This is a genomic window from Vitiosangium sp. GDMCC 1.1324 (genome assembly GCF_003044305.1).
Lineage (GTDB): Bacteria > Myxococcota > Myxococcia > Myxococcales > Myxococcaceae > Archangium.
The window spans coordinates 134908-159087 of record NZ_PZOX01000020.1; the positions used below are offsets into that span (position 1 = coordinate 134908).

Sequence of the window (24180 nt, forward strand, 5' to 3'; positions counted from 1 at the left end):
CGTTGGCGGCCGCTGGGCATTACGTTCGGCAGGTGTTCAAGTACCTCTTCCTCGCGTTCGTGGTCGTCCCGTTCGTCGACCTATACCTGCTGCTGGCCATCGGCCGGGAGGTCGGCCTCTGGCCTACGGTGGGCCTGGTGCTGGCCTCGGGCCTGTTCGGTTCCTTCCTGGCCCGGAAGGAGGGCGTGCGCGTCCTCCGCCGCTGGCAGGAGTCGGTGGCTCAGGGCCTGGTGCCCCAGGAGGGACTCCTGAGTGGGGTGCTCGTCCTCGCGGGAGGCGTGCTGCTGGTGATACCGGGCGTGCTCACCGACGTTGCCGGCCTCGTGCTGCTGTTTCCTCCGACACGCCGGCTCGTGGCCCGGATGGTCCGCCGGAGGCTCGAGCGCGGCATGGCGGAGGGCTCGGTGCGCGTCACCACCTTCCAGTCGGGTCCGTTCCCAGGGGGTCCATTCGAGACGCCCCAGGAGGACGAGCCCTTTGCCCCCCGTCCCTCGTGGCCTCGCCTCGAGCGCCGGCCAGGGGACGAAGTCGACGCCGAGTTCACCGAGGAGGACGGGCCCGGGCGCGGATAGGGCGCCTCCCCCGCCGGCAGCTCAGAAGATCCGCTGAACCTCGCGTACCAGGACCGTCATCTTGCCCGCGCAGATGTCGTTCAGGCGATGGCAGTCGAGCTCGCGGGTCTCCTGTAGCTCCAGCGTCTCGTCCAGGAGGGGCTCCTTCCGAGCGCTCCAGAGCCGCAGGTGGACGTGCTCATCGTCGGTCCAGGAGACCTGAACCCGCAGCGACAGGCGCTTGCCTTGGTGCTCGAAATCCACCGACGACAGCTCCACGGGCGCGAGCGTGTACGCCCCGGTCACGGTGGGGAGCTGGAGGAGGAGCTGCACCGGACGTTGGTGCTCCTCGGCCGTTTTGAGCTGCAGCGTGTGCTGGCCGGTGATGCGCAGACCCATGAAGTCCAGGGTCGGCGGGTGCTCGTCGGCCATGGGCTTCAGGACGGGTTGCTTCCGATTGCCCTCGACGAAGGCGATGGCGCCCTTGGGCGTGCGGACGTAGCCGGTGCAGCGTTCCTTGGAGGAGCAGTCGAGGGTGAGGCGCCAGTCGGCCCCCGCATCGGGACAATCCTTGGGCACCTCCAGCTGACCCTGGGCCTTCGGGGTGAGGATGAGGCTCTGGGTGGTCCGGGTGCGGCAGACGAAGTCCACGTCCACCGCGAGTGCGATGACCTCGACCGGAGACTCCTTGCTGGCCGGGGTCCCATCCGCGGCGAGCACCAGGGCGAGGACAGAGAGGGCGGAGAGCATGGCCCGGGTCTATCACGGGACGTGGGCGCGTCCTTTTTTCACCGGCTCGGGTCGACGATCGCCTGGTAGACGAGCTGACGCAGCTGTGAGCGGAGAGGGTAGGTGCTTGATGGGAGCAACTGGGTCATGAACACGACGGACAGCTCCTCGGCCGGGTCGACCCAGAACGAGGTACTCGCCATGCCGCCCCAGTGGTATTCGCCCACGCTCGTCGGCGTGCGGTAGGCGACCGGATCGATGACCACGCCGAAGCCGAGCCCGAACCCGACGCCGTCGTACCGCGTCTCGGCGAACAACGGCCGGCCGTAGGCGGTGAGGTCCACCCCCCCGGGCAGGTGGTTGCGGGTCATGTAGCGGACGGTCCTCGGGGAGAGCAGCCGCGTGCCCTCGAGCTCGCCGCCGTTCAAGAGCATCCAGGTGAAGCGCGTGTAGTCGCGCGTCGTCGACACCAGTCCGCCGCCGCCCGACAGCCATGTCGGAGGCGACAGGATCCGCTTGCCGAGCACGTCGTTGCGGATGGGCCGGGTGGGTCCGGGGGCGAGCGAGTACAGCGCGGCCAGTCGATGCTGCCGGTCCTCGGGGCACCAGAACGCGGTCTCCGTCATCCCGAGCGGGCCGAAGATGCGCTCGGCGAAGAAGGCATCGAGCGGCTGTCCGGACACGACCTCGACGAGCCGGCCGAGGACGTCCGTGGCCACCGAGTAGTTCCACTCCGCGCCGGGCTGGAAGGTGAGCGGGAGCTTCCCCCACGCGCGGACACACGCGGCGAGGTCGAAACCCTCCGGCGCGCCGAGGTCGAAGCCGTGGAGCCGGTGGAGCTCATCGGTGACGTGGACCCGGTGGAAGCCGTAGGTCAACCCCGCGGTGTGCGTGAGCAGGTGCCACACGCGGATGGGCTCCGTCGCGGGCACGGTGACCGGCCGGGTCGCGGGACCTCCGACGTAGACGCGCGGCTCGGCGAACTCGGGCAACCACCGGCTGACGGGATCGGAGAGCTCGAACGCTCCTTCCTCCCACAGCATCATCGCCGCGACGGAGGTGATGGGCTTCGTCATGGAGTAGATGCGCCAGAGGGTGTCCGTCTCGACGGCGCGGTTGGCCTCCTTGTCGGCGAGCCCGTACGACGTCAGGTGGGCGACCTTGCCGCGGCGCGAGACCATCACCTGCCAGCCCGCGAGCCGCCCGTCGTCGACGTACCGGCGGAAGTGCGTGTCGATGCGCCGCAGCCGCTGCGCGTCCAGGCCGACCTCGCCCGGGTCGACGTTGATGCCGAAGTCCGCCATGTGTTGATGCTCCTCGAGGTGCGGTTGCGGGTGCCGCAAGGTACCAGCAAAACCCGGGTTCGGGACCGAGGGTTCACGGGTCCGGCAATCGGAGGGGGGCGCTCCCGGCGGCCAATACGGGGGACCTGCCTTGTCGCCTCGGTCACCGCACGGGCGGCCATGGTGGGGAGGGAGCCGGCAGGCGTTGCGCGCGAGTCATGGAGAAATTAAGCGGCACATGCGCATCCCTGTCCTCCATGGAAAACCAGTCGAGCGGCCCGCCTCCGGGGAGATCCACTTCCCCAATGGCAATCGGGCCCGGTGGGTGGGCGTTCCCACCGATGCGGACCCGGAAGCCGTCCTCCAGGCCCTGCGGCTTCCCCGGCCGCAGGCGTTGCTCCTGCTTCTTGGGGGCGCGGACGAGATGGATCCGGCCATCGGCACACGCCTGCGGCAACTCATCAGCCGGGGTCTCGCACAAGCCGCCGACGAGGCGGATGCGCTCATCCTGGATGGAGGTACCCACGCGGGCGTCATGGCCCTGATGGGGCAGGGCGTAGCCGACCGTGGGCACCACCCCCTGCTCGTGGGCGTTGCTCCCTCTGGACGGGTCGCATTCCCCGCCGCTGTCCCTGATGGGCAGGCGGAGTCGCAGGCGGAGTTGGATCCCAATCACTCCCATTTCGTGCTGGTCGATGGCAACAACTGGGGGGGCGAGACACAGATGATGTTCCGTCTCGCTTCGGTCTACGCGCACGACATTCCCATCCTGGTCGTCGTCGTCAACGGCGGTAGCATTGCCCGGGAGGAGGTGCTTCGAGCAGTACGGCGCCGCTGGCCCATTGTGGTCCTGCAGGGGAGCGGCCGGCTGGCGGATGAGCTGACCGTGTCGCTCCAGGCCCCCGAGCAGGATGTGGCCGATCCGGTGATGGCGGAGATCATCGCCGACGGGAACCTGCACCTCTTTCCCATCGACGGCTCCCCCGAGGCCTTCGCGCGGCTCGTCCTCCACCACCTTGGCACGAGGACGTCCCTGCACGTGGCCTGGCAGCGCTTCGCCACCTACGATGCCAATGCCAACCGCGAGCAGGCTTTCTTCCGGCGCCTCCAGTTCTGGATCTTCTTCCTGGGAATCCTGAGCACGGCCCTGGCCCTGGTCCTGACGTATGTCAATACCATCCTGGACCCGGGAGGGGACTCCGTTGCGCGGCTCATCCTCCATACCGCGGTCGTCATGACGGCGGCCGCCGTCACCGCGCTGCTGGCCGCGTCGAGCCGGTTCAAGGCTGGCAGCAAGTGGATCTTCCTGCGCGCCACCGCGGAGGCGCTCAAGCGGGAGATCTACCGGTATCGGGCGGGTCTTGCCTTCAAGCGGTTGGATGAAACCCATGAGCGGAAGTTCGTGGAGCAGATGCGGCGCATCAGTTCGCAGATGCTGCGGACCGAGTCTGGTAGCGCGGTGCTGCGCTCCTATCAGGGCCCGCTTCCACCTCCGAAAGGTGCCGCGTCGGAGGATGATGGCTTCAGCCCGCTGACTCCCGCCCGGTACATCCACTTCCGGGTGGACGACCAACTGGACTTCTATCGCCGGCGGGTGGACGAGCTCGCCCGGCGGAACGTGGCGCTCCAATGGGTCATCATCGTCTTCGGGGCGGGGGGGACCGTACTGGCAGCCCTCCCGGACCAGCTCGCGGCGCTCTGGGTGCCGCTGACCACCGCGGTGGTGATGGCGCTGACCGCCTACTTCGGCTACCAGCAGTCGGAGAGCAAGATCCTCAAGTATCAGCAGGCCGCGACCGACCTGGAGAACCTCAAGACGTGGTGGTGCACCCTCTCGCTCGAGGAGCACGAGGATCCGCGGAACTTCGAAGCACTCGTCGAGGGCGTGGAGGCCATCCTCCAGAGCGAGCTCACCGGCTGGGTCCAGGAGATGAAGGAGGCCCTCGTGCGGGTCGATACGCGGAACGAGCGTGAGGCGCGGAGGCGCGGCGCAAAGCCGCAATCACCTGACAAGGGCGGAGGGGCTGCGCATGGCGGAGAAGAGGATATTCGTCAGCTATCGTAGAGAGGACAGCCCTGGCCATGCGGGACGACTCTATGACCATCTCGTGAATCACTTCGGGCAGGAGCGGGTCTTCCGAGACATCGAAGCCATCGCGATCGGTGAGGATTTCGTCGAGGCCATCCAGCACGCCATCAGCTCGTGCGACATCCTCATCGCCGTCATCGGGACTCAGTGGAGCACCATCAAGGATGCGAAGGGGCGGCGCCGGCTCGATGACCCGGAGGACTTCGTCCGGCTGGAGATCGCAGCGGCCCTGGAGCGGAACATCCGGGTGATTCCCGCCCTGGTCCAGGGCGCGACCATGGTGAGCGCGGAGGACCTTCCTCCAGATCTCGTCAAACTGGTGCGGCGCAACGCAGTGGAGATCAGCGACATCCGATTCCAGTTCGACGTGGACCGGCTGATTGCGGCCATCGAGTACGTCTGGAGGGAAGAGGACAGGATGCGCGAGCCTCCGCAGCAGCCATTTCCATCGCAGGTCCATGGCAGGCAGGCGTCCGAACCGCAGTACCGCGGGTCCACCGGCCATGGCTATGGCCCCGAGCCTCCGACAAAGTCTTTCGAAGAGGCGCCCCGAGTCAAACCGCCTCGAGAGGACCAGCCCGAGGAGCCCAGTCCGCCGGTGCAGCCCCGCGAGCCCGCCCCAAGCCCTGGGGCAATGGGGCGCAAGAAATACTGGCTCCTCCCCATTGTCGCTCTGGCGTTATCCCTCCTCAATCTGTTCTTGTGCTCTTCGTTCTTCCCTTTCCTTGCCAATTATTTGGCCTGGTTTGGGGCACCAATCGTATTGGGCCTCTTCCCTCTCTTGACGGGAATAATTGCTCTCGTCCTGTCGATGAGGGTGGGGTCGTCAGTCGCGAAAGACGGCAGCGGGGCCGTGAATAAACACTGGCTGAAGTGGGCACGGCTGGCGAGCCTTGCCTCCATCAGCGGAACCCTCATCGCTGTCCTGTGTATGATGCCTGTAATAATGTCACGGATGACCTAGTGATAAGCTCGCATCCGTTGCTCCCTGGTGCCATCCCCTGACAGAGCAGCGCCAGGGTGACCACGGGGCGGAACAGAGCGAGCCTCAACGCCGACCACTCCTCGCGGTGCCGTTGGCCGTATCATGGAGGCCCCAGGAGGAATCGTGTCCGGAGCTCTCGAACAGTTGCTGGCGCAGGAGTCCGAGTTGCAGTTCGACCAGTTGAGCCATGAGGAGGCGCTCGCGCTGGGCTTGAAGCTGCTGGAGCGGGCCCGGCGGGACCAGCTCCCCGTGGTGATTGACGTCACCCTCGCGGGACTCACCGTCCTGCACTGTGCCCTCCCCGGTAGCCGCCCCGACAACCACGACTGGGTACGGCGCAAGAAGAACACCGTGAACCGGTTCTGGCACAGCACGTACTACATGGGCCGCTACTACGCCGCCAAGGGAACGAGCCTGACGGACAAGCCTCACATCGACCCGGCCGAGTACACGGACCACGGTGGAGGTTTTCCCTTACTGGTGCGGGGCACTGGCTGCGTCGGGAGCATCACCATGTCGGGGCTCGCGCAAGAGGAGGACCACTCGCGGGTGGTGGAGGTGCTGCGCGAATGGCTGGGGCAGCGTGCGCAGACGGCAGGGCGCTGAGTCGCGAGTGAGCTCGCGCCAGAGTGCCGCTCAGGGAGTCCGTTGCGTCCCGGCTCGTCGCAGGGGAGACTCGCCCCCCCTCATGGACAGCCGGAAAGACACCCTGTGGTTCATCTGCATCGCACTGCCGCTCAGCTGGCTCGTCGGCTGGCTGTGGTTGAAGGACGAGCGGCTCGTGTTCCTCCTCCGGGTGTTGATGTGCGTCCCGGCGGTGGTGGGGATGGGGTGCGCGTGGGTCTTCCGGCGCGAGCCTCCGCGAGCGATGGGTTTGAAGTTCCCGGGGCTGAAGTTCTGGGCCTTGGGGCTGCTGTTGCCCTTCGCGTACGTGGCGGTGGAGGTGGCGCTGGCGTACGCGGTGCGCCTGGTGTCGGGGCGCCCGGACTTCATCACCTTCCAGCCCGAGTCCCTGCGAGGACCCTTCGGGCTGCGCGGTCTGGTGGTGGTACCCGCCGTGCTGGGGCTGGTGGTGGCGGGGTCCCTGACCTGGCTCCTGGTGGCGGTGGCGTACAGCCGCGGCTGGCCGGACCGCGTGCGCGAGCGTCTTCCCAGCTCCTGGAGCTTCGTGCCCCACCTCTTTCCCATCGCGCTGTGGGTGCCCTCGTTCTACGTGGGCGGGCTGCCCGGCGAGCTGGCCGAGGAGGTGGGCTGGCGCGGCTACCTCGTGCGCCGGTGGATGGACCGGCCCGCGGTGGCGGCGGCCATCACCATGCCGGTGTGGGCCGCCTTCCACCTGCCCATCGTCTTCTCCTCCACCCAGCGCGGGCACGTGCTCCAGAACATCTCGTTCCTGGCCTCCATCGCCGTGGCCGCGGTGGTGTTCGCCGCGCTGTACATGGCGAGCCGCTCGGTCTGGCCCTGCGCGCTGTTCCACCTGAGCTGGAACGTCTTCAACCCCATGTTGCTCGGCGACGTGTACGCGGGGCGCCCCGGTCTCTTCGGCGGCGAGGTGTGGATCTTCAACGGCGAGGGGGTCTTCGGCCTCGTGCTCAACGGGCTGCTCGCGGTGTGGTTCTTCCGGCGCTGGATGCGTGCCCCCTCCGCGCAGCCTGTCCCGGCGGTGCAGGCCGGGTGAGTCAGCGGCCGTGAAGGCCGTGGGACGCCAGCCTCACGGCCCCAGCGCGCCGCGCGCCTCCTCGGACCAGCGGCCCTGGGGGAACTCCTTCAGGTAGAGGCGGTACTCGGCCTCGGCCTGGGTGGGGGCGGAGCGGGTCTGGTAGCAGCGGGCGCGCAGGTAGCGGGCCTCCTCTCGGGACGCGGGCACCCTGCTCTGCTCGGCGATCTCCCCGAGCCCCTCCTGGAAGCTCTCGCACAGGCGGGTGCTCACCGCCGAGCGCGCATGCGCGAGGAAGCGTTCCTCCACCACGCGTAGCACCGGCAAGAGCGGCCATGCCTGCTCGGGAGCGCGCGTGCTCTCCTCTCCCGCGGGGGACGGAGGCGCGGGCATGGGCAGCACGGCGTTCTTCGCTCCGGGGACGAGGGCGGACCTCATCGCGGAAGCCCGCGGGTCTGTCTCGGGCGCCTGCGAGGGCGTGGGCTTCTTCACGGGCATGGGCGCCGGGGCCGGGGGCCGGGCGGTGCTGGCGGTCTTCACCCGGACTCCGAGCGCCTCGAAGGCCCGCTGGTCCTGGGCCGAGAGCGGCCGCCGCCGCCACGCGTGCTCGCTGGCCCGGAGCTCCACGCGCTGGCCCGCGGTGGCGAAGGAGGACGGCTGGTCCTCGGCCTCCACGCGCACCTTGCCCTCGAGCACCGAGACGGCGGGCCCCTGGGGCGTTCGCTCCACGGAGAAGACGGTGCCCACCACGAAGACGCGCAGGCCATCCGCCTCCACGACGAAGCCGCGCCGCTCGGCGTGCGAGGCCTGCACCGCGATGCGTCCCCGCGTCACCCGCAAGTGCACGTCATCCGCCGCGATGCGGGAGAGCACCACCTCCGAGTCGGCCGACACCTGCATGAGGCTCGCGTCGGGCAGCCGCAGCCGGGTGCTTCCCCGGGCGGGCGTCCTCACGGCGCTGCCAGCCTTCAGCCCGGCGCCCTCCTGGAGCGTCCGCTCCGCGCCGTCGGCCTCCAGCACCGACGCGGTCGCCTCGCCCTCTACCTGAGTCGTGGAAGCAGGGGCGGTCGTCTCCGCCGGTTGCGCCACCACCGTCTCCTCCACGGGGCGGGGCGTTGGACCGGGTCGCAGCAGCACCAACGCGAGCACCGCGGCGCAGGCTCCCATCGCGGCCAGCATCCACGGCCAGCGCGGCCGGTGCTCGAGCCGGGCGAAGCGCTGGGTGGCCATCGTCAGGACGCGGTCATCCACCTCCGCCCAGCGCACCTCGGGGGGCTGTTCGCGAGCCACCCGCAGCAGGGCCCTCGACTCCCGCACCTCCGCGAGCCGTTGCGCGCACGAGTCGCAACCCGCGACGTGGGCCTCCACCCGGGCGCGGGCCTCCGCGTCCAGCTCTCCCGAGACCAGCGCCCACAGGGCCTCCACCTCATGGCGAGCCATGGGGGCCTCCGGTGCGAGGGGGGTGGACCAGTCGCTGCATGGCCTCGTTGAACTCCAGTCGCGCGTGGTGGAGCCGGCTGCGCACGGTGTTGGGCGAGCTTCCCACGGCGAGGGCGATCTCGTCCGGGCTCATGCCGCACAGCTCGTAATAGACGAAGACGATGCGCTTCTTGGGCTTGAGCCGCTCCAGCGCCGCCTCCACCAGCCTCGCCGCCTGGCGCCGGGCCGCCGCGCGCTCCGGGTCCTCCCCCGGGTGGACGGACTCGGGAGGCTCCGCGAAGGGGTCCTCCGGCCGGCGTCTCCTCCACCTCAAGTGGGACAGGGCCACATTGGCACATACCCGGTAGAAGAAGGTCCGGAAGCGCGACTCGCCGCGGAAGCCCTTGAGCGCCGTGAGCAGCCGCAGGTAGGTCTCCTGGAGGAGGTCCTCCAGCTCGGTGCGGTTGCCCACCAGGTGGCGCAGGGTCCGGGCCGCGTCGGCGCGGGTGAGCTGGTAGAGCCGGTCGAAGGCGGTGAGGTCTCCCTCCCGCACGCGCTGCACGAGCGCCAGGAGTTGGCCCTCGTCCGCCGGGGGCGCCGCGGCGGAGGTCCCGTCACGGGGGGCGGCGCCTGGCGGCATCTCCGCTGGACGGACTCCGTACGTGGTCACCTGACGCGCCCCCTGGAACGAGAACCGGGCGAAGTCCCCTCCGAGGAAGTCCGCCGCGGGCATGAGAATGGTTCGGGTGAGCACGTTACCTCTCCGTGCCCTGTGTCGCCTCGGTGACACGAACTGATCAAAAAGAATTCTGATGGAACGACAAAACGGATTCCCCGTTCGTCCAGAATGAGTCGTGGCGCCCGAATCCGCATGGTGCCGGGAAATTCTTTGATCAATTTCCCGGGCACCGGCAACCAAGCGCTCCGAACCCCCGGGGCCCAAGGCCGGCCCGCCTCATGGAGTGCTCCATGCCGAACGTTCTCCCCCGTAGCGCTTCCCAGCTACTTCCCCTGCTCGCGCTCGCCGTTGGTCTCGTGTCCGGATGCATCATCACCGAGCGGGGCCACGGTGACTGGTGCGAGGACACGCACCACTCCTGCGTCGACACCACCGACTGTCACTCCAACCAGTACTGCATGCGGGGGATGTGTGAGGACCTTCCCCTGGACGCGACGGTCTGTAGCTCCTCGAGGGACTGTGTCTCCGGCGAGACCTGCATCAACGGGGTGTGCAACCGCGGGTGCTCGCGTGACTCGGACTGCCGCGCTGGCTCCTACTGCGACGGCTACTACTGCCGCGTGAAGTCGGGCACCTATGACGGTGGGACGAAGCCGCCGACGGACGGTGGGACGAAGCCGCCGGCGGACGGTGGTACCTGCCCTCGGCCTCCTCCTCCGACGGATGCGGGCACCCCGGGCGCTTGCGTGCGCAACACGGATTGCGCCTCGGGCAGCTACTGCATCAACGGCGCGTGCGTCCGCGGCTGCGCCTACGACTCGGATTGTGCCTCCACGGAGACGTGCTCGAGCGGCCTGTGCCGTCCGCGCCCGGCGTCCACGTGCACCAGCGCCGCGCAGTGCACCGACGGCAAGGACTGCGTGGACGGCGAGTGCCGGGCGTCCTGCTCCTCCAGCACCACGTGCCCCAGCGGCTCCACCTGCAAGATTGGCTACTGCATGCCGTCGACCACCCCGGGCGGCAGCGGTCAGTCGTGCGCCGTCAACTGCGACTGCCCCTCGGGTGAGCGCTGCGTGGAGGGGACCTGCCAGCTGTAGTCCCGCGGCTCAGCGGCGTGCGGCGCGAGGAGCCACCATGCGCCAGCAGCGGTGGATCTCCTTGCGCTGGAAGTCCTCGGGGATGGAGCCGGGCGTGAGCTCCTCCACCCCCTCGTAGCCGCGGACGGCGGAGTCCTTCAGCTCGAAGCCCAGGAAGTTGGTGGAGAAGTAGAGGACTCCGCCGGGGGACAGCAGCTCCCGGATACCTTCCAGCATCCGCACGTGGTCGCGCTGCACGTTGAAGGAGCCCTGCATCTTCTTCGAGGTGGAGAAGGACGGCGGATCGCACACGATGAGCTCGAAGGTCTCCTCGGGCGAGGCGCGCTGGGCCTGCACCCAGGCCATGGCATCCGCGCGCAGCAGGGTGTGGCGCGGGTCCGACAGCCCGTTGAGCGCGAGATTCTCCTCGGCCCAGTCGAGGTAGGTGTTGGACAGGTCCACACTGAGGGTGCGTGCGGCCCCGCCCGCGGCGGCGTACACGGTGAAGGCGCCCGTGTAGCAGAAGAGGTTGAGGAAGCGCTTTCCCCTGGCCTCGTCACGCACCCGGGCGCGCGTGACGCGGTGGTCCATGAAGAGGCCGGTGTCCAGGTAGTCGCCGAGGTTCACCCAGAACTTCAGCCCCTGCTCCTCCACCACGAGGCGCTCGGTGCCCTCGCCCACCCGGCCGTATTGCGAGCGGCCCCAGGGCTGGGGCAGGTGCGTCTTCACGTGGATGTGCTCCGGGGGCACCTCCAGCACGGCCGTCACCGCCGCCAGCACCTCCGTGCGCTGCTCCTCCAGGCTCTTGAGCGCCCGCCGGCGCGGGTACTCCACCAGGTGCACCCGGTCCCCGTAGAGGTCCACCGCGTAGGAGTACTCGGGGACGTCCCGGTCGTACACGCGGAAGGCGGTGAGCCCCCGGGATTTGGCCCACTTGCGGAAATGCCGCACGTTCTTGCGCAGGCGGTTCTCGAACATCCCCACCGCCGCTCCCGAGTCCTGGTCCCCTGTCGTCATGACTGCCCTGTCCTCTCCCGTACGAACGCCGCCCCCTCTTCTCCGAGTCCCCGCCGCCCGGCAAGCTTTCCGGACGTGCGGCCCGACGCGGCGGATACTCCCGAGGGGCAGGGGAGTGTGATAGGCCCCCGCCATGCGCTTCGACACCCTCGCCATCCATGCCGGCCAGGAGCCGGATCCCACCACTGGCGCCATCATGACGCCGGTCTACCTGACCTCCACCTACGTCCAGGCGGGCCCCGGGGAGCACAAGGGCTACGAATACAGCCGGACGCAGAACCCCACCCGCAACGCGCTCCAGGACTGCCTGGCGGCCCTCGAGGGAGCGAAGCATGGACTTGCCTTCGCCTCGGGTCTGGCCGGCACGGACATGCTGATGCACATGCTGGAGGCGGGGGACCACGTCGTCGTGTCGGATGACGTGTACGGCGGCACCTTCCGCATCTTCGACAAGGTCTTCAAGCGCCAGGGCTTGAGCTTCTCCTTCGTGGACCTGTCCCAGCCGGAGAACTTCGAGAAGGCCATCACCCCGAAGACGAAGATGGTGTGGGTGGAGTCCCCCACCAACCCGATGCTCAAGCTCATCGACCTGGCCCGCATCGCGGAGACGGCGAAGAAGCGGGGCATCCTGTCGGTGTGCGACAACACCTTCATGACCCCGTACTTCCAGCGCCCGCTGGAGCTGGGGTTCGACGTGGTGACGCACTCGACCACCAAGTACATCAACGGGCACAGTGACGTGGTGGGCGGCTTCGTGTGCACCAGCAACGAGGAGCTCGCGCAGAAGATGTACTTCCTGCAGAACGCGGTGGGCGGCGTGCCGGGCCCCATGGACTGCTTCCTGGTGCTGCGTGGCGTGAAGACGCTCGGCGTGCGCATGGAGCGCCACGCGCAGAACGCGATGAAGGTGGCCCAGTACCTGGCCACGCACCCCAAGGTGCAGAAGGTCACCTACCCGGGCCTGGAGAGCCACCCGCAGCACGCGCTCGCCCGCAAGCAGATGAAGGGCTTCGGCGGCATGATGACCTTCGACATCAAGGGCGGCCTGGAGTCGGCGCGGAAGTTCCTCAAGACGGTGAAGATCTTCGCCTGCGCCGAGTCGCTCGGTGGCGTCGAGTCCCTCATCGAGCACCCGGCCATCATGACGCACGCCTCGGTGCCGAAGGAGACGCGCGAGGTGCTGGGCATCTCTGACGGGCTCATCCGTCTCTCGGTGGGCATCGAGGACGCGCAGGACCTCATCGACGACCTGAAGCACGCGCTCGACGTGGCGTAGGCCCATCCCAGCTTCCTCCGCCCGGACGTGCTCGGGCGGAGTCGAAGGGGGACAGGAACCCGGGCAGCGTGCGGTGGAACTCGGCACGCTTCTCGAGGTTCAGCCCCAGGAGTTTCAGCCGCGGTGTCGCTCGGCGGTGCGGTAGAGCTGGGTGAGGGAATGGTCCAGCAGCGACTGGCACGAGCGCATGTAGTGGTGCGCCCGGACGAAGGGAAACCAGACGCGGGAGCCCACGAGCACCTGTGCCTCCTCGAGCTTCTGGCGCGGTATCCACGTTCCTCCGAGGTTGCGCACCAGCACCTCGCCCAGGTACGCGCCAATGGCGGGCACCGCGTGCGCGTCGATGCGCTGCCGCTCGAAGACCCTCGGGAACTCTTCGCGCCAGAACTGGTAGTCCACATCCGTGAGTGACTCAGGTGTCTCTTTGAAGACGGAGGGCACCTTCGTGTGCAGCAGGGCCACGAGGTGCTCGGCGAGGTAGCTGTAATGCTCGCGAGTACGCTCCGGGTCGGCCACATCTGGAGGGAGGGCGGAGTCGGCGGGGCGCCACTCCTCGGGCTCGGGCGGGCGGTACGCGTTGAGCTCGGTGATCTTCCGCTGGCGCTCGTGGCTTGCGATGCGGTCCACCACACGAGAGAGGAACGGGGCCACGTCGGGGTGGAAGTGGGGCTCCACGAGAGCGAGCATGGAACTGCGTTCGCGCAGGGTGCGCAGCACGGTGTCGTAGTCCAGGTCCGGCCGGAGGTGGCAGTGGGCGCGGGCCTGGGCAAGGCGCGCCTCCTCGCTGGCGAAGTCTGCGGCGGTGGGCCTGGTCACCAGGAGGACGGAGCCGTTGGGGAGTTCCTCTACCCGCCAGGCCGGCGTGGACAGCATGCGCTCGCGGCCGACGCTCTCCACCAGCTTCGGGCCGAAGACGTTGAGCCAGAACACCTCGTAGATTTTGTCGAAACCGTCCCGAATGGAGGTCTGCTGATCTCGGCCGAAGCGAGGAGAGCCTGCCAACTCCGCGTCATCACTGCTGTGGGCTTGGATGTGTGCGACCGGGTAGCGGGAGGCCCAGGCGCGCACCATCTCCACGAACTTGCGGCAGCGCTCCGTCTCCGCGAAGGAGGAGAGCGGCTTCACTTTGACTGTGAGGTTCAGCTCGGGCGGAAGAGGTGGGAGTGAATGCCAGAGAGACATGTCCAATACGGGCCACTTCGTTCGATAGAGCCCGATGGACGTGGTTCGTTCGCCACGCGCCTCCTCCAGGGACTTCCAGACGGCGGCGCGGGAGTATTTGCGTTGTCGTTTGCCTTTGACGACGTCCGGCATCCACCCATCGGCGTACTCCTCCAGCGCCTGAAGAAGGGGCTCCAGCTCGCTCTCCCGTGCTGCCTGTGGATTGAATGCACCGTCGAAAGAAAGACGAAGGCAGTCCTCGTCCCTCGAACCATGAAATTCCAGCACCTTCATTGAAACAGCACCTCTACTCCTGGAACTTCTTTCTGAGTTTTACCCACGGCCGCATCCAAGTCTCCTGAGATCTTGGGCTTGAGCGCGTCCCCCTCGTAGACGAGGCGGACCCGCTGGACGGGCACCTCGTTGCCTCCGCGGAGAAGGGGCTGGAGGGCGTCCCGGCGAATATCCAGCGTCCCGCCATACTTTTGTAGCGCTTCCCTCGCGTCCGCAATCATCTGCGCTGTGAGCGCCGTCTCTCCCAATTCAGACAGGTCGCGGCTCTTGAAGCTGAACGTCTCCACGCGTCGTGGCCGTCCGGCGAGCTCGCCCTCTTCGATGATGAGCACATCCGCGAAGCGCAGGCCGGTGCCTGGCTTCCATATGCCCACATTCGTTTCAATGCGGGGCTCGACGAAGTCTCCGAGGAAGCGGCGCTGTGCCCGAGGCAACTGCGCGTCAGCCTCGAGCAACTCCATCATGGCGCGTTCGAAGGCCAGCCCCCGGGCGAACCACCCCCGCATCTGTTCATAGGCATCCCACGGCAGGGGGCCCTTGGCGGCCTTGCCCTCCTTCACTTCTCCGAGGCGCTTCTCGTAGTAGTCGACGTACTCGAGCCAGCGTGGGTTGTCCCAGGCCTCGGGCGGCGGGGCGTCGAGCGAGGGCCGTTGCTTCTCCAGCACGCCCACGTCCTTGGGCAGGCGCGGGCCAGTGGACTCGAGCTCCACCACAGAGAGTCTGGCTTCCACCACCTCTGGGGTGAGGCCCGCCTTCTCGTCTACCAGCGAGGCCAGGCTGCCAGGGCGCTCCGCGCCACGCACCTCCTTGGGGGTGAGGCGTGCGGTTTCGTCCGCCACGGCGGCTGCCTGCCCGGCGCCTGTCCTCGCACCACTCCTCACGTGTGAGGAGCCCGCGGTCCCGGGCCTCGCCCTGGACATCAGCGGCCGTGCCTTGGCCACATCCCCCCGAGCCTCGTACAGCGCCAGCGCGGCATCCGCCCCGCCCACGGCGACGAAACGGCCCGCTTCCCGGCTGGCTTGTAGGTACCGGGCAAGCTCCCTCAGGCCCTCCACGCCCAGCAGCCCTTCCAACTGTCGCGCCGTCTCCTTGAGGGCTCGCAGACGCAGCTCCATCGCCTCGAGTCCGGTGAGCAGGTGCAGCCCCATCCCCGGTGCGCCTCGAGCCTCGGAGAGGTAGCGCATGCCCTTGCCACCCGCGTAGAGGGCCACCAACAGCGCCGCTGGCGCCAGCTCGCGCGTGGCCTGCTCGTACTTGCCCTGCGTCAGCGAGTACGCCCCATGACCCGTGCTGGCCAGCAGCCCGTAGAAACCCAGCGGCACGCCGAAGGTGAGGTGGTCGAAGCTGCCCAGCAACACGTTGCCCGGTGAGAAGTGCTGCTCCGCCCATCTCATCTCCGCCTCGTGGAGGGCCTTCTGGTAGCTCGGCGGCAGTTGGTCTTGGAGGGTGGAGAAGGCGAAGGCCGCCGCGTCACCGCTCATCGGAGCGCTGGAGAGCGCGTCCCTGCCAGCTCGGGCAAGGCCTCGGCCCACGTCCCGCACTTCGAAGTCCCGGTCCCGGCGGGCGGTGGGTTTCAGGCCCCGCTTCTCCAGTGCCGTCTGGAATGCGGGCAGCAACTCGAGCGTTTCCTCCAGTCGCTTGTCCTGGGCGAGGAAGAAGAGAATCTCCCTCAAGTCGTCGTCATGGGCCGAGTCGACGATGTAGAGGGCGAGCACCCCGGCTCGAATGGCGCCATAGTGCTCGGAGGCATCCACGAGGAGCGAGGTGCGCTTGCGGTTGAGGAGGCGGGCGGCATCCTCGCGCAGTGTGCCCTGGGCGCCGAGCCGCACGGCACGCCAGTCGTCCAACGCTTCCACCAGGCGGGGCATGTCCACGCGCTCCTGCAGCGCGAGGAATTCCGCGGGCGAGGTGCACGTGCGGAAGGGGGCGAAGAGTGCCTCCCTGTCGCCGGAGGAGAAGTCGGGCCAGCCCGGGGGCACGGTGACTCCTCCGCAGGAGGGTGGGGCGACGTCCGAGCCCAACCCCCGGGCGCTCTGGCGGCGGTAGAGCCGCTTCTGCTCCCCCGGTTCGGTGGAGGAGAGAGAGGAGGGGGCCTCAAGCGGAAGCGTACCGGCCGCCGTCTCTCGCAAGGCAGTCATGGTGGGCGGGTAGCCGGAGGTGCTTCCGCCGGGTTGCGGCGCCAGCGTGACGCAGCCGGTGGTGAGGAGTGTGGCCCCCAGCAGCAGGACCCACAGAGTGGAAGCCATCAGAACCTCCAAGCCTGAACGTCTCGAGCCTACCCGTGGGCAGTGGGCCATCACGTCATGGCGACGCCGCGAGTTCACTTCGGAAGGCCGCACCGGATCCAGGTGAGAAGGGTGACCCGCTCCTCGAGCGTCATGGAGACTCCGGCATCGGCGGGCGGCATGGAACAGTCGCGCAGGTTGCTCCGAATCGAGTCCTGCCAGTCCGCGACATGCCCATAGTCAGCCAGTGACCAGGGTCCTCCCGGAGCGCCGGAGTGGCAGGTGACGCACCGCTGCTCGAAGATCGGCGCCACGTCCGCGTAGAGCGGCGCGGGGTCCGGACAGCTGCTGGGGGCTGGTACGGAGCACGTGGCTGGCTGCTCGGGGCCCGTCCCACTGTCTGGAAGCACGGACCCTGCATCTGGCTCGTTCCCTGGTGGGGCGGGCGAGGGGGCTCCACACGCCATCACCAGGAGGCAGCCGCCGATGAACGCCCATGAGATGACACTCCTCGTTCTGTCGCACATGTGAGCCGAGCCTCGTTCGCGGAAGGAATCCAACGCGTGCGACAATTCGCCTCATTGGCACGGGCACGTCAACTCGCAGAATGCACGCGAACTTCGATGAGGGTATCGCATGAATAGGACGGTCGTCGCTCTGCTGGCCGGAACGGGAATCCTCCTGTCGCCGGCAATCGCCAGCGCACACATCTCGGTGGCCTCGGGCCCGGGCTTCGCCAATACAACGCAGGAAATCGTCTTCGGTGTGGGACACGGCTGTGCGGGGGCCGACACCTACGCCGTGAGAATCGAGATTCCCGCGGGGGTGACGTCGGTGCGGCCCGAGCGGAGTGACTTTGGCAAGGTCTCCGTCGAGAAGAACGCGGCGGGGGATGTCACCGCCGTGGTCTGGCAGAAGCCCGATCAGGAACTGCTCGAGGGCGACATCGGCTATTACAAGCTCGCGGTCCGGTTCAAGGTTCCCAACCAGCCGTTCTCCACCCTGTACTTCCCGACCCATCAAACCTGCAAGGCGAGCGACGGGACCATCTCCACCACCGACTGGGTCGGCACGCCGACGAGTGGGGCAGGGGTGGAGCCCGCGCCAGCGCTGAACATCGTGCCGGCGAGGAAGGCGGGTTGGAACAAGTTCATGGTGCCGAGCGCGATCTCTGATCTCAGCGTCTACTTCGGCGACGCGCAGATTGTGTGGAAGGGGACCGCGGCGTACAGCCCCAACCCGGCCACCATGGAGATGGTGAAGGCGACCTCGGGCGTCACGGAGCTCACGGAGCTGCAGGCCAACGTCGAAGTCTGGGTGAAGTACTGATGCGGCGCGCGCGGATGAAGGCCCGGTGGCTGTGGCCCCTCGTTGCGCTGGTGGTGGCTTCGTGCAAGGACGATCCGCCGCCTCCCGCGCCACCAGTGGACAGCCTGACCGCGTGCGTGGAGCAACCCACCGCACTCCAGACTCCCCCTTCAGGGCAGCTTCCCTGTGAGCTGCTGCCTCCCGGGTTCTCGCGGTAGCAGCGGCCAGGCCTGGAGGAGCAGGCGTGAGACGGGGAGTCCTCCGGACAGGATTCGTGGGGTGGCTGCTGCTGGCTGGGGGATGCGGCAACGTGAACCCGGCGCCGTATGAGTGGAAGCTGCCCCTCGGGTTCCCCGACCCGGCGGTACCCGAGGACAACCCCATGAGCACCGCCAAGGTGGAGCTGGGGCGGCGCCTCTTCTACGACAAGCGGCTGTCGGCCAACGGCACCCAGTCCTGCGCGAGCTGCCACCGTCAGGAGTACGCCTTCACCGATGGACGCACGACGGCGCTGGGCTCCACGGGCGAGCACCACCGGCGCAACTCCATGTCCCTGGCCAACGTGGCCTATGCCGCCAGCCTCACCTGGGCAGACCCGGTCGTGCCGGATCTCGAAGCCCAGGCCCTGGTGCCCCTCTTCGGAACTCACCCCGTGGAGCTGGGCATGGCGGGCCAGGAGACGTTGCTGCTTCAACGCCTCTCCGAGGATGCCCGGTATCCGAAGCTCTTCGCCCAGGCCTTTCCCGAGCAGAGGCAGCCGGTGTCCATGGCCTCGGTGGTGCGCGCGATCGCGGCCTTCGAGCGCACGCTCCTCTCGGGTGGCTCGCCCTATGACCGGTACACCTACGGTGACGAGGTGGATGCCCTGTCCCCCTCGGCCATGCGGGGGATGAAGCTCTTCTTCTCCCAGCGCCTGGGGTGCCTCCATTGCCACCGGGGCTTCGCCTTCAGTGACTCCGTGAAGCACAAGCTGATGGCGTTCCCGGAGGTGACCTTCCACAACACCAACCTCTACAACGTGGATGGGCACGGCGCCTATCCAGCCACGGACCAGGGGTTGGCGGAGTTCACCGGCAAGCCGGAGGACATGGGGCGCTTCCGCTCGCCCACCCTGCGCAACGTCGCCGTGACCGCGCCGTACATGCACGACGGCTCCATTGCCACGCTCTCCGAGGTGCTCGACCACTATGCCGCCGGCGGCCGGGCCTGTGCTCAGGGATCCGGGCCCAGCCCCTACCAGAGCGAGTTCATCCAGGGCTTCACCCTCACGGCCGAGGAGAAGCAGGACCTGCTCTCCTTCTTGGAGTCGCTGACCGATACGAAGTTCCTCACCGATCCGCGCTTCTCGGATCCGTTCGCCTCCACTCCTTGAGGAACGAGACAAAACAGGAAAACTGATTTATAAGGACATCCCTGAGCCGTGTCCCTCCCATGCCCGAGGCCTTCGTCTGTCGGGCCGGGAAGGACAATCCATCACAGGGTGGCTGGAGCAACTCGGCCGCCAGACGCGAGGGAAGACGCCATGGGCAATCGCCGACGATATGAAGTGCTCGGGGTGAGGGGCGGACACGTGGCACTCGCGGGTCTGGCCGCCACGCTCGTCGCATGCGGGGTGGATGCAGGGGGGCCGGAGGTGCAACCGGTCGAGACTCAGAGGGCCCTCACGACCCTGACGCCGTCGGAGGACTCCTACGTCCACGAGAGCAATGCCGCATCCAATTACGGCTCGAACACGTTGCTGGCCATCAAGAACGATCCGGGCGCGAGCCGTCATGCCTACGTGAAGTTCAATCTGGGCGGCGCCACGGGCGTGACGAGCGCCGTGTTGAGGGTGTACGGCAGCGCCTCGTCGAACACGACGCTGTCTGCCTACGAGACGGCGGACAACTGGACCGAGTCGGCCATCACCTGGACCAACAAGCCGGCCGTGGGAAGTCTGGCGGGCAGCGTGCCCATCAACACGACGGCGAAGTATTACGACATCGACGTGACGTCCTACGTGAACGCCCAGGCGAGCGCGGACGGAACGGTCTCGTTCGTGCTGCAGGAGAGCGTGGGGAAGTACACCACGCTGAACAGCAGCGAGAACGCCGCGAACCCACCGCAGCTGGAGATCACCGCCAGCGGCGGCTCGAGCGGAGACACCCAGGCCCCCTCGGTGCCCGCGAGCCTGACGGCCACCGCGGTGTCCAGCAGTCAGATCAACCTGAGCTGGAGCGCGGCGACGGACAACGTCGGTGTGACGGGCTATGACCTCTACCGGAATGGGGCGTTCCTGAAGAACGTCACCAGCACCTCGACAAGCGACACCGGACTGACGGCGGCGACCCCCTACAGCTACCAGGTCATCGCCAGGGACGCGGCGGGCAATGCCTCCAGTGGCAGCAACACGGCCACTACGACCACGAGTGGCGGCGGCACGGCCTCCTGCACGAATGCACTGGATACGACCGCCAAGATCCAGGATGCCATGAAGAATGCATCGCCGGGCGCGACCCTTCTCATTGCCCCGGGCACCTATACCGGAGACCGGGCGACCAGCGGGGATACGGGGTCAGGACTCTTCTATTCGGGCAAGAGTGGCACCGCTTCCAGCCCGATCGTCATGAAGAGCTGCGACCCCGCCAACCCGGCCACCCTTCGAGGCGTTGCGGTCAACGATGGCTCCTACGGCATCCATCTGACCGGAGACTATTGGGAGCTCCGTGACCTCATCATCACCAACGCGCAGAAGGGAATCGTCGTCGACAACGGAAACCACAACCTGCTGAGCAACGTCGAGGTTCATCACATCGGGGACGAAGGCGTCCATTTCCGCGACGGCAGCTCCTACAACACGCTGGAGAACTCGAAGATCCACGACACGGGCAACTACCAGCCCGAATACGGTGAGGGCGCCTATGTCGGCTCGGATTCCAGCTCGGCGTATGAGCACGTCGTCATCGGCAATGTCATTCGTTATACGAACTTCGACGGTGGCATCACGGCGGAGCACATCGACATCAAGGAAGGCGCGGACGGGACCCTCGTGGAGCACTGCACCTTCAACGGCACGGGAATCTCCGGAGCCAACAGCGCCGACAGCTTCGTGGACGTCAAGGGCGTCAACTCCATCATCCGCTACAACGAGGGCTACCGGAACGGCAATGCCAAGGTCGTGGATGCCTTCCAGGTCCGCACGCACGGTACGGCCTATGCCACGGGCGTGAACAACAGCTTCTATGGCAACACCGTCAATCTGGATGATGTGCCGGGCTACGTGGTCTACGCGACGAGCGCGGCCACGGGCACGACCGCGCACGACGATGTCAGGATTGGCGGCGGGAACCTCTACAACAGCAACGTGAACAAATGAGGTCCTCCGGGGCTCCGCTCAGAACCTGAAGACTGCCGCGAGCCGGACGAAGGGCCGCACCGCTTCCGTCTCCTCGACGACTGGCTCGCTTCTGTCGCCGGCCAACAGACACGGTGTGAAGAGGATACATTCCGGGGTGAGGGTGTGCGGAGCCCTGGTCTCGCTCCGCGTCAGGCTGATGTCGGCGCCCGCGGCGAGCGACACGAGCCACCTCTCTCCGAGCTTCTGGGCGTAGCCCAGGTGCCCGCCGAAGGACAGCTGGCTCCCGCTCGTCCATTCATTACGTTCGAAGAGCGTGCCCTCCGCCTGCATGCCCAGGAAGATGCCCTGGAACGACTCGTCGCCCAGATAGAGACGGCTGCCGGCCTGGATTCCCACGGCCTTCATCCCCACGCTGAGGTGACCGCCTCCGAACACCGTGAAGTGTGGCGTCCAGTAGTGCTCGATGTCCACGGTGAGGGCCGGCGCTTCGGGCGTGGTTGTATCCACCGAGAACGAATGGCTGTGCATGCCGAAGGTGAGTGCGGTGTGCGAGTGGTTCGACCCGGTGGCTTCGGACAACGCGGACTCCGCGGAAGCTTCCTCACTCGGGGTTTCTTCCTGGGCGAGTGCCAGGACAGGGGCGGTGAGGAGGCCGGCGAAGACGAAGAATCGAGAGGCGTTCAGATGCATGGTGCCCACGGCCCTGTTCAAGAGGTGTGCCGCGGGCAAACCCCTGGAAGAACAGGGTCTCGTTGTGCCGGTGTGCACCCGGCTGCACTCGTGTGAAGGAGGCGCCCTGCACGGGGGCACGGCGAGCACCGCCAGCGTCTCCACGCCGGTAGCACTTGATACGTCCACCACCACTCGTCCACCTCAGCAGGCCCTTGTCCCGGACGATCGCACCGCACAGTCTCGCCGCCCCCGCAAGGAGCGGGGCTTTACCCAGGAGCCTCCATGGCCAAGGCGATTCCCGACGGATACCACTCCCTGACGCCGTACCTCGCGCTGAGCAACGCCTCGAAGGCGATCGAGTTCTACAAGGCGGCGCTCGGCGCGACCGAGCTGTACCGGCTCCCGATGCCGAACGGAAAGGTTGCTCACGCGGAGCTGCAGATCGGCAACTCGCGGCTCATGGTGTCGGACGAGATGCCCGAGTGGGGCAACAAGAGCGCGAAGGGCTATGGCGGCACGCCGGTGGGGCTCTGTATCTACACGGAGAACGTGGAAGCGCTCGCCGACCGCTTCGTGAAGGCCGGCGGCAAGGTCGTGCGGCCGCTGGAGAACCAGTTCTACGGCGACCGCTCCGGCCAGTTCGAGGATCCCGAGGGCTACAAGTGGACGCTCGCGCAGCACGTCGAGGACGTGTCGCCCGAGGAGATGCAGCGCCGCATGGCGAAGATGGGCGGGTAGCGCTCCCGCCCTCGCGCTACTTCTTGCAGGGCAGGTACAGCCCGAGCTGCGCATCTACCTCCACGTAGATGCGCAGGAATCCCGGGTGCGGATAGACGCCCGTCACCTCGGTGCGCAACACCTGGCCCCGTACGCAGCCCAGGTCCTCCGAGAAGGACAGCTCGGTGGACATCTTGTCCTTCACCGCCGCGAGCCGCTCGGAGACATCCACCCGGAGCGCCTGCCGCGCCTGCTCGCGGATGGACTGGTAGTCCATGGCGAACTTGAGCTTCACCAGCTCGCTGGCCGTGCCCGGAGTGATCTCCAGGTCCGGGACGGAGAGCTGGTTGTCGATGACGTGCGGATGGCCGGCGAAGAAGATCTCCCCGCCCACGCCGATGGAGTAGTCGCCCACCTTCGCTCTGCCCCCCAGGTTCATCTTGATGACCACCGTGTCATCCGAGGGGTAGACCTGGGGGTTCTCCATGTAGAGCTCGGGGTGGGACGCGGAGAAGTACATGCGGCCCTTCATGGAGGACTCGAGCGCCTTGGAGAGCTCCTCGTAGCGGGCGGCCACCGGGATGACGACCTTGAAGGGGCCGGAGGGCAGGGTGGACACGTTCTGCAGCAGCGGCATCGTCACCTGCGTGGCCAGGGTGCCCGCGTCCACGCCCGTGCCGCCGTCGTTGCTCGTGGGGCCGGCGGTGGACGTGGCGTACTGCGCGCCACCGTCCGGGCGCGTGGTGCCACCATCCGCGGCGCCCGCGTGGTCGCTGGCGAACTGGGTGCTGCCCGTGGCGCTGGCCTGCTGGGCACCTCCATCCGAGCCCGGGGTGCCACCGTCGTTGCTCGTGGGGCTGATGAGGCTGGCCACCGGGGTGCAGGGCAGTGTCACCGAGGGCATCACGACGATGCCGAGGTCCTTCTCGAAGCCATCGGCGAGCACGGTGGGCGAGGCCTCGAGGTTGGTCACCTTGAGCTCGGCGCAGGCCACCTGGTCGCCCACGGGAATCTCGATGGGGCGGGCGAGCCGGGAGAAGGCGCTGGCCATCAGCGGGCGCACGTCGAAGCGGAACTCGTCGAGCGTCTTGCCGACAACCTCCTTCAGCTTGCCCTCGATGGCGCGGTTGACGCCGTCCACCGGCCCGGAGGCCACCACCTGCACCTCGGTGGACTGCAGGAGCGCCTTGAAGTCCGCCGTCATGACGGGCTCGCCCGCGATGGTGACGGTGATGGGCAGCTCCCGCTCGCCGAGCATGTTGAAGCGGCCGTGGACGGTGACGCCCACCAAGACGCGGCCGCGGTCGAACTTGAGCGTCACCGGCTCGCGGGTCCACGTGTAGTGGAGCGTCTGCCCGCCGAAGAGCTGGGCATCGCCCTCGCCCGAGCGGGGCAGGCTCTCGGCCAGCTTCTTGGTGAGGGCCTCCCGGAAGATGGTGGCGTGGATGACGATGCGCGAGGGCGGCGGATCCGACACCGGGCGGCCGCCATTGGCGGCGGGCGGCGGCGGCTGGAGCTTCTGCGACTCGATGCGAGGGCCGCCGCAGGACAGGAGGGTCAGGGACGCGAGGAGCGCGGAGAACGGACGGAAGCGCGAGGAAGGCATGGTGGGCTGACGCACCGCGGGTGCGGGCCCTGGAGCATATCCCAACCCCGGGAGAGTAAGGGGCGTGGGGGGCGGCGCGCAGAAGAAAGCCCCGCGACA

22 protein-coding genes are annotated in these 24180 nt (G+C 67.7%); 12 read left to right on the forward strand and 10 right to left on the reverse strand.

Features of this window, described 5'->3' with window-relative positions; all coding sequences use genetic code 11:
* The first annotated feature begins 32 nt into the window (after nt 1-32).
* Complete coding sequence (locus DAT35_RS42365) at nt 33-572, forward strand: FxsA family protein (protein ID WP_108075003.1); 540 nt, start codon at nt 33-35, stop codon at nt 570-572.
* A gap of 21 nt (nt 573-593) precedes the next feature.
* On the opposite strand, the gene DAT35_RS42370 is transcribed toward DAT35_RS42365, so the two are convergent.
* A complete protein-coding gene (locus tag DAT35_RS42370; RefSeq protein WP_108075004.1) occupies nt 594-1301 on the reverse strand; it encodes a hypothetical protein in 708 nt (235 codons plus the stop codon).
* Between the two features lie 38 nt (nt 1302-1339).
* A complete protein-coding gene (locus DAT35_RS42375; RefSeq protein WP_108075005.1) occupies nt 1340-2584 on the reverse strand; it encodes a serine hydrolase in 1245 nt (414 codons plus the stop codon).
* A 217-nt stretch (nt 2585-2801) separates the two neighbouring features.
* Here DAT35_RS42375 and DAT35_RS42380 point away from each other — a divergent pair, with 217 nt between their 5' ends.
* The 4 genes from DAT35_RS42380 to DAT35_RS42395 all read left to right on the forward strand — a co-directional run bounded on the left by DAT35_RS42380 (nt 2802) and on the right by DAT35_RS42395 (nt 7315).
* Entirely contained in the window at nt 2802-4628 is a 1827-nt protein-coding gene (locus DAT35_RS42380; RefSeq protein ID WP_108075006.1) for a DUF4231 domain-containing protein, read from the forward strand.
* Entirely contained in the window at nt 4594-5616 is a 1023-nt protein-coding gene (locus DAT35_RS42385) for a toll/interleukin-1 receptor domain-containing protein (protein WP_108075007.1), read from the forward strand. The genes DAT35_RS42380 and DAT35_RS42385 overlap by 35 nt, the downstream gene beginning before the upstream one ends.
* A 144-nt stretch (nt 5617-5760) precedes the next feature.
* The gene (locus DAT35_RS42390; protein ID WP_108075008.1) at nt 5761-6243 is read left to right on the forward strand and encodes a heme-degrading domain-containing protein; all 483 of its coding nucleotides are present in this window, start codon (nt 5761-5763) and stop codon (nt 6241-6243) included.
* Nucleotides 6244-6325: 82 nt separating this feature from the next.
* Nucleotides 6326-7315, forward strand: coding sequence for a CPBP family intramembrane glutamic endopeptidase (locus tag DAT35_RS42395; protein WP_108075009.1), 990 nt, complete (start codon nt 6326-6328; stop codon nt 7313-7315).
* Nucleotides 7316-7348: 33 nt separating this feature from the next.
* Here DAT35_RS42395 and DAT35_RS61345 read toward each other — a convergent pair whose 3' ends face one another.
* The gene (locus DAT35_RS61345; RefSeq protein WP_108075010.1) at nt 7349-8734 is read right to left on the reverse strand and encodes a FecR domain-containing protein; all 1386 of its coding nucleotides are present in this window, start codon (nt 8732-8734) and stop codon (nt 7349-7351) included.
* Entirely contained in the window at nt 8721-9467 is a 747-nt protein-coding gene (locus DAT35_RS42405) for an RNA polymerase sigma factor (protein WP_233262032.1), read from the reverse strand. The genes DAT35_RS61345 and DAT35_RS42405 overlap by 14 nt, the downstream gene beginning before the upstream one ends.
* 215 nt (nt 9468-9682) lie before the next feature.
* On the opposite strand from DAT35_RS42405, the gene DAT35_RS42410 reads away from it, so the two are divergent.
* Complete coding sequence (locus tag DAT35_RS42410) at nt 9683-10489, forward strand: hypothetical protein (RefSeq protein WP_108075011.1); 807 nt, start codon at nt 9683-9685, stop codon at nt 10487-10489.
* A gap of 9 nt (nt 10490-10498) precedes the next feature.
* Here DAT35_RS42410 and DAT35_RS42415 read toward each other — a convergent pair whose 3' ends face one another.
* Nucleotides 10499-11485, reverse strand: coding sequence for a class I SAM-dependent methyltransferase (locus DAT35_RS42415; protein ID WP_108075012.1), 987 nt, complete (start codon nt 11483-11485; stop codon nt 10499-10501).
* Nucleotides 11486-11618: 133 nt separating this feature from the next.
* Here DAT35_RS42415 and DAT35_RS42420 point away from each other — a divergent pair, with 133 nt between their 5' ends.
* On the forward strand, nt 11619-12761 hold the full coding sequence (locus DAT35_RS42420) for a cystathionine gamma-synthase (protein ID WP_108075013.1): 1143 nt from the start codon (nt 11619-11621) through the stop codon (nt 12759-12761).
* Nucleotides 12762-12875: 114 nt separating this feature from the next.
* Here the strand turns inward: DAT35_RS42420 and DAT35_RS42425 are convergent, their stop codons facing one another.
* The 3 genes from DAT35_RS42425 to DAT35_RS42435 form a co-directional block, all read right to left on the reverse strand.
* On the reverse strand, nt 12876-14216 hold the full coding sequence (locus DAT35_RS42425; protein ID WP_108075014.1) for a hypothetical protein: 1341 nt from the start codon (nt 14214-14216) through the stop codon (nt 12876-12878).
* Nucleotides 14213-16462, reverse strand: a complete 2250-nt coding sequence (locus DAT35_RS42430) for a hypothetical protein (protein WP_108075015.1) — start codon at nt 16460-16462, stop codon at nt 14213-14215. The genes DAT35_RS42425 and DAT35_RS42430 overlap by 4 nt, the downstream gene beginning before the upstream one ends.
* Nucleotides 16463-16536: 74 nt before the next feature.
* The gene (locus tag DAT35_RS42435) at nt 16537-16851 is read right to left on the reverse strand and encodes a hypothetical protein (protein ID WP_146210108.1); all 315 of its coding nucleotides are present in this window, start codon (nt 16849-16851) and stop codon (nt 16537-16539) included.
* Nucleotides 16852-17077: 226 nt separating this feature from the next.
* On the opposite strand from DAT35_RS42435, the gene DAT35_RS42440 reads away from it, so the two are divergent.
* From DAT35_RS42440 to DAT35_RS42455, 4 genes are all read left to right on the forward strand, one after another.
* The gene (locus tag DAT35_RS42440; protein ID WP_108075017.1) at nt 17078-17770 is read left to right on the forward strand and encodes a YcnI family protein; all 693 of its coding nucleotides are present in this window, start codon (nt 17078-17080) and stop codon (nt 17768-17770) included.
* On the forward strand, nt 17770-17967 hold the full coding sequence (locus DAT35_RS42445) for a hypothetical protein (protein ID WP_108075018.1): 198 nt from the start codon (nt 17770-17772) through the stop codon (nt 17965-17967). Before DAT35_RS42440 ends, DAT35_RS42445 begins: the two co-directional genes overlap by 1 nt.
* Nucleotides 17968-17993: 26 nt before the next feature.
* On the forward strand, nt 17994-19121 hold the full coding sequence (locus DAT35_RS42450) for an MbnH family di-heme enzyme (RefSeq protein WP_369946324.1): 1128 nt from the start codon (nt 17994-17996) through the stop codon (nt 19119-19121).
* Between the two features lie 150 nt (nt 19122-19271).
* Complete coding sequence (locus DAT35_RS42455) at nt 19272-21104, forward strand: DNRLRE domain-containing protein (RefSeq protein WP_233262033.1); 1833 nt, start codon at nt 19272-19274, stop codon at nt 21102-21104.
* Nucleotides 21105-21122: 18 nt separating this feature from the next.
* On the opposite strand, the gene DAT35_RS42460 is transcribed toward DAT35_RS42455, so the two are convergent.
* A complete protein-coding gene (locus DAT35_RS42460) occupies nt 21123-21776 on the reverse strand; it encodes a DUF3575 domain-containing protein (RefSeq protein ID WP_233262040.1) in 654 nt (217 codons plus the stop codon).
* A 264-nt stretch (nt 21777-22040) separates the two neighbouring features.
* On the opposite strand from DAT35_RS42460, the gene DAT35_RS42465 reads away from it, so the two are divergent.
* A complete protein-coding gene (locus tag DAT35_RS42465) occupies nt 22041-22496 on the forward strand; it encodes a VOC family protein (protein WP_108075022.1) in 456 nt (151 codons plus the stop codon).
* A gap of 16 nt (nt 22497-22512) precedes the next feature.
* Here the strand turns inward: DAT35_RS42465 and DAT35_RS42470 are convergent, their stop codons facing one another.
* Nucleotides 22513-24081 carry a DUF4403 family protein gene (locus tag DAT35_RS42470; protein WP_108075023.1) on the reverse strand — a complete coding sequence of 523 codons (1569 nt, stop codon included), beginning with the start codon at nt 24079-24081 and terminating at the stop codon, nt 22513-22515.
* Nucleotides 24082-24180 lie beyond the last annotated feature (99 nt).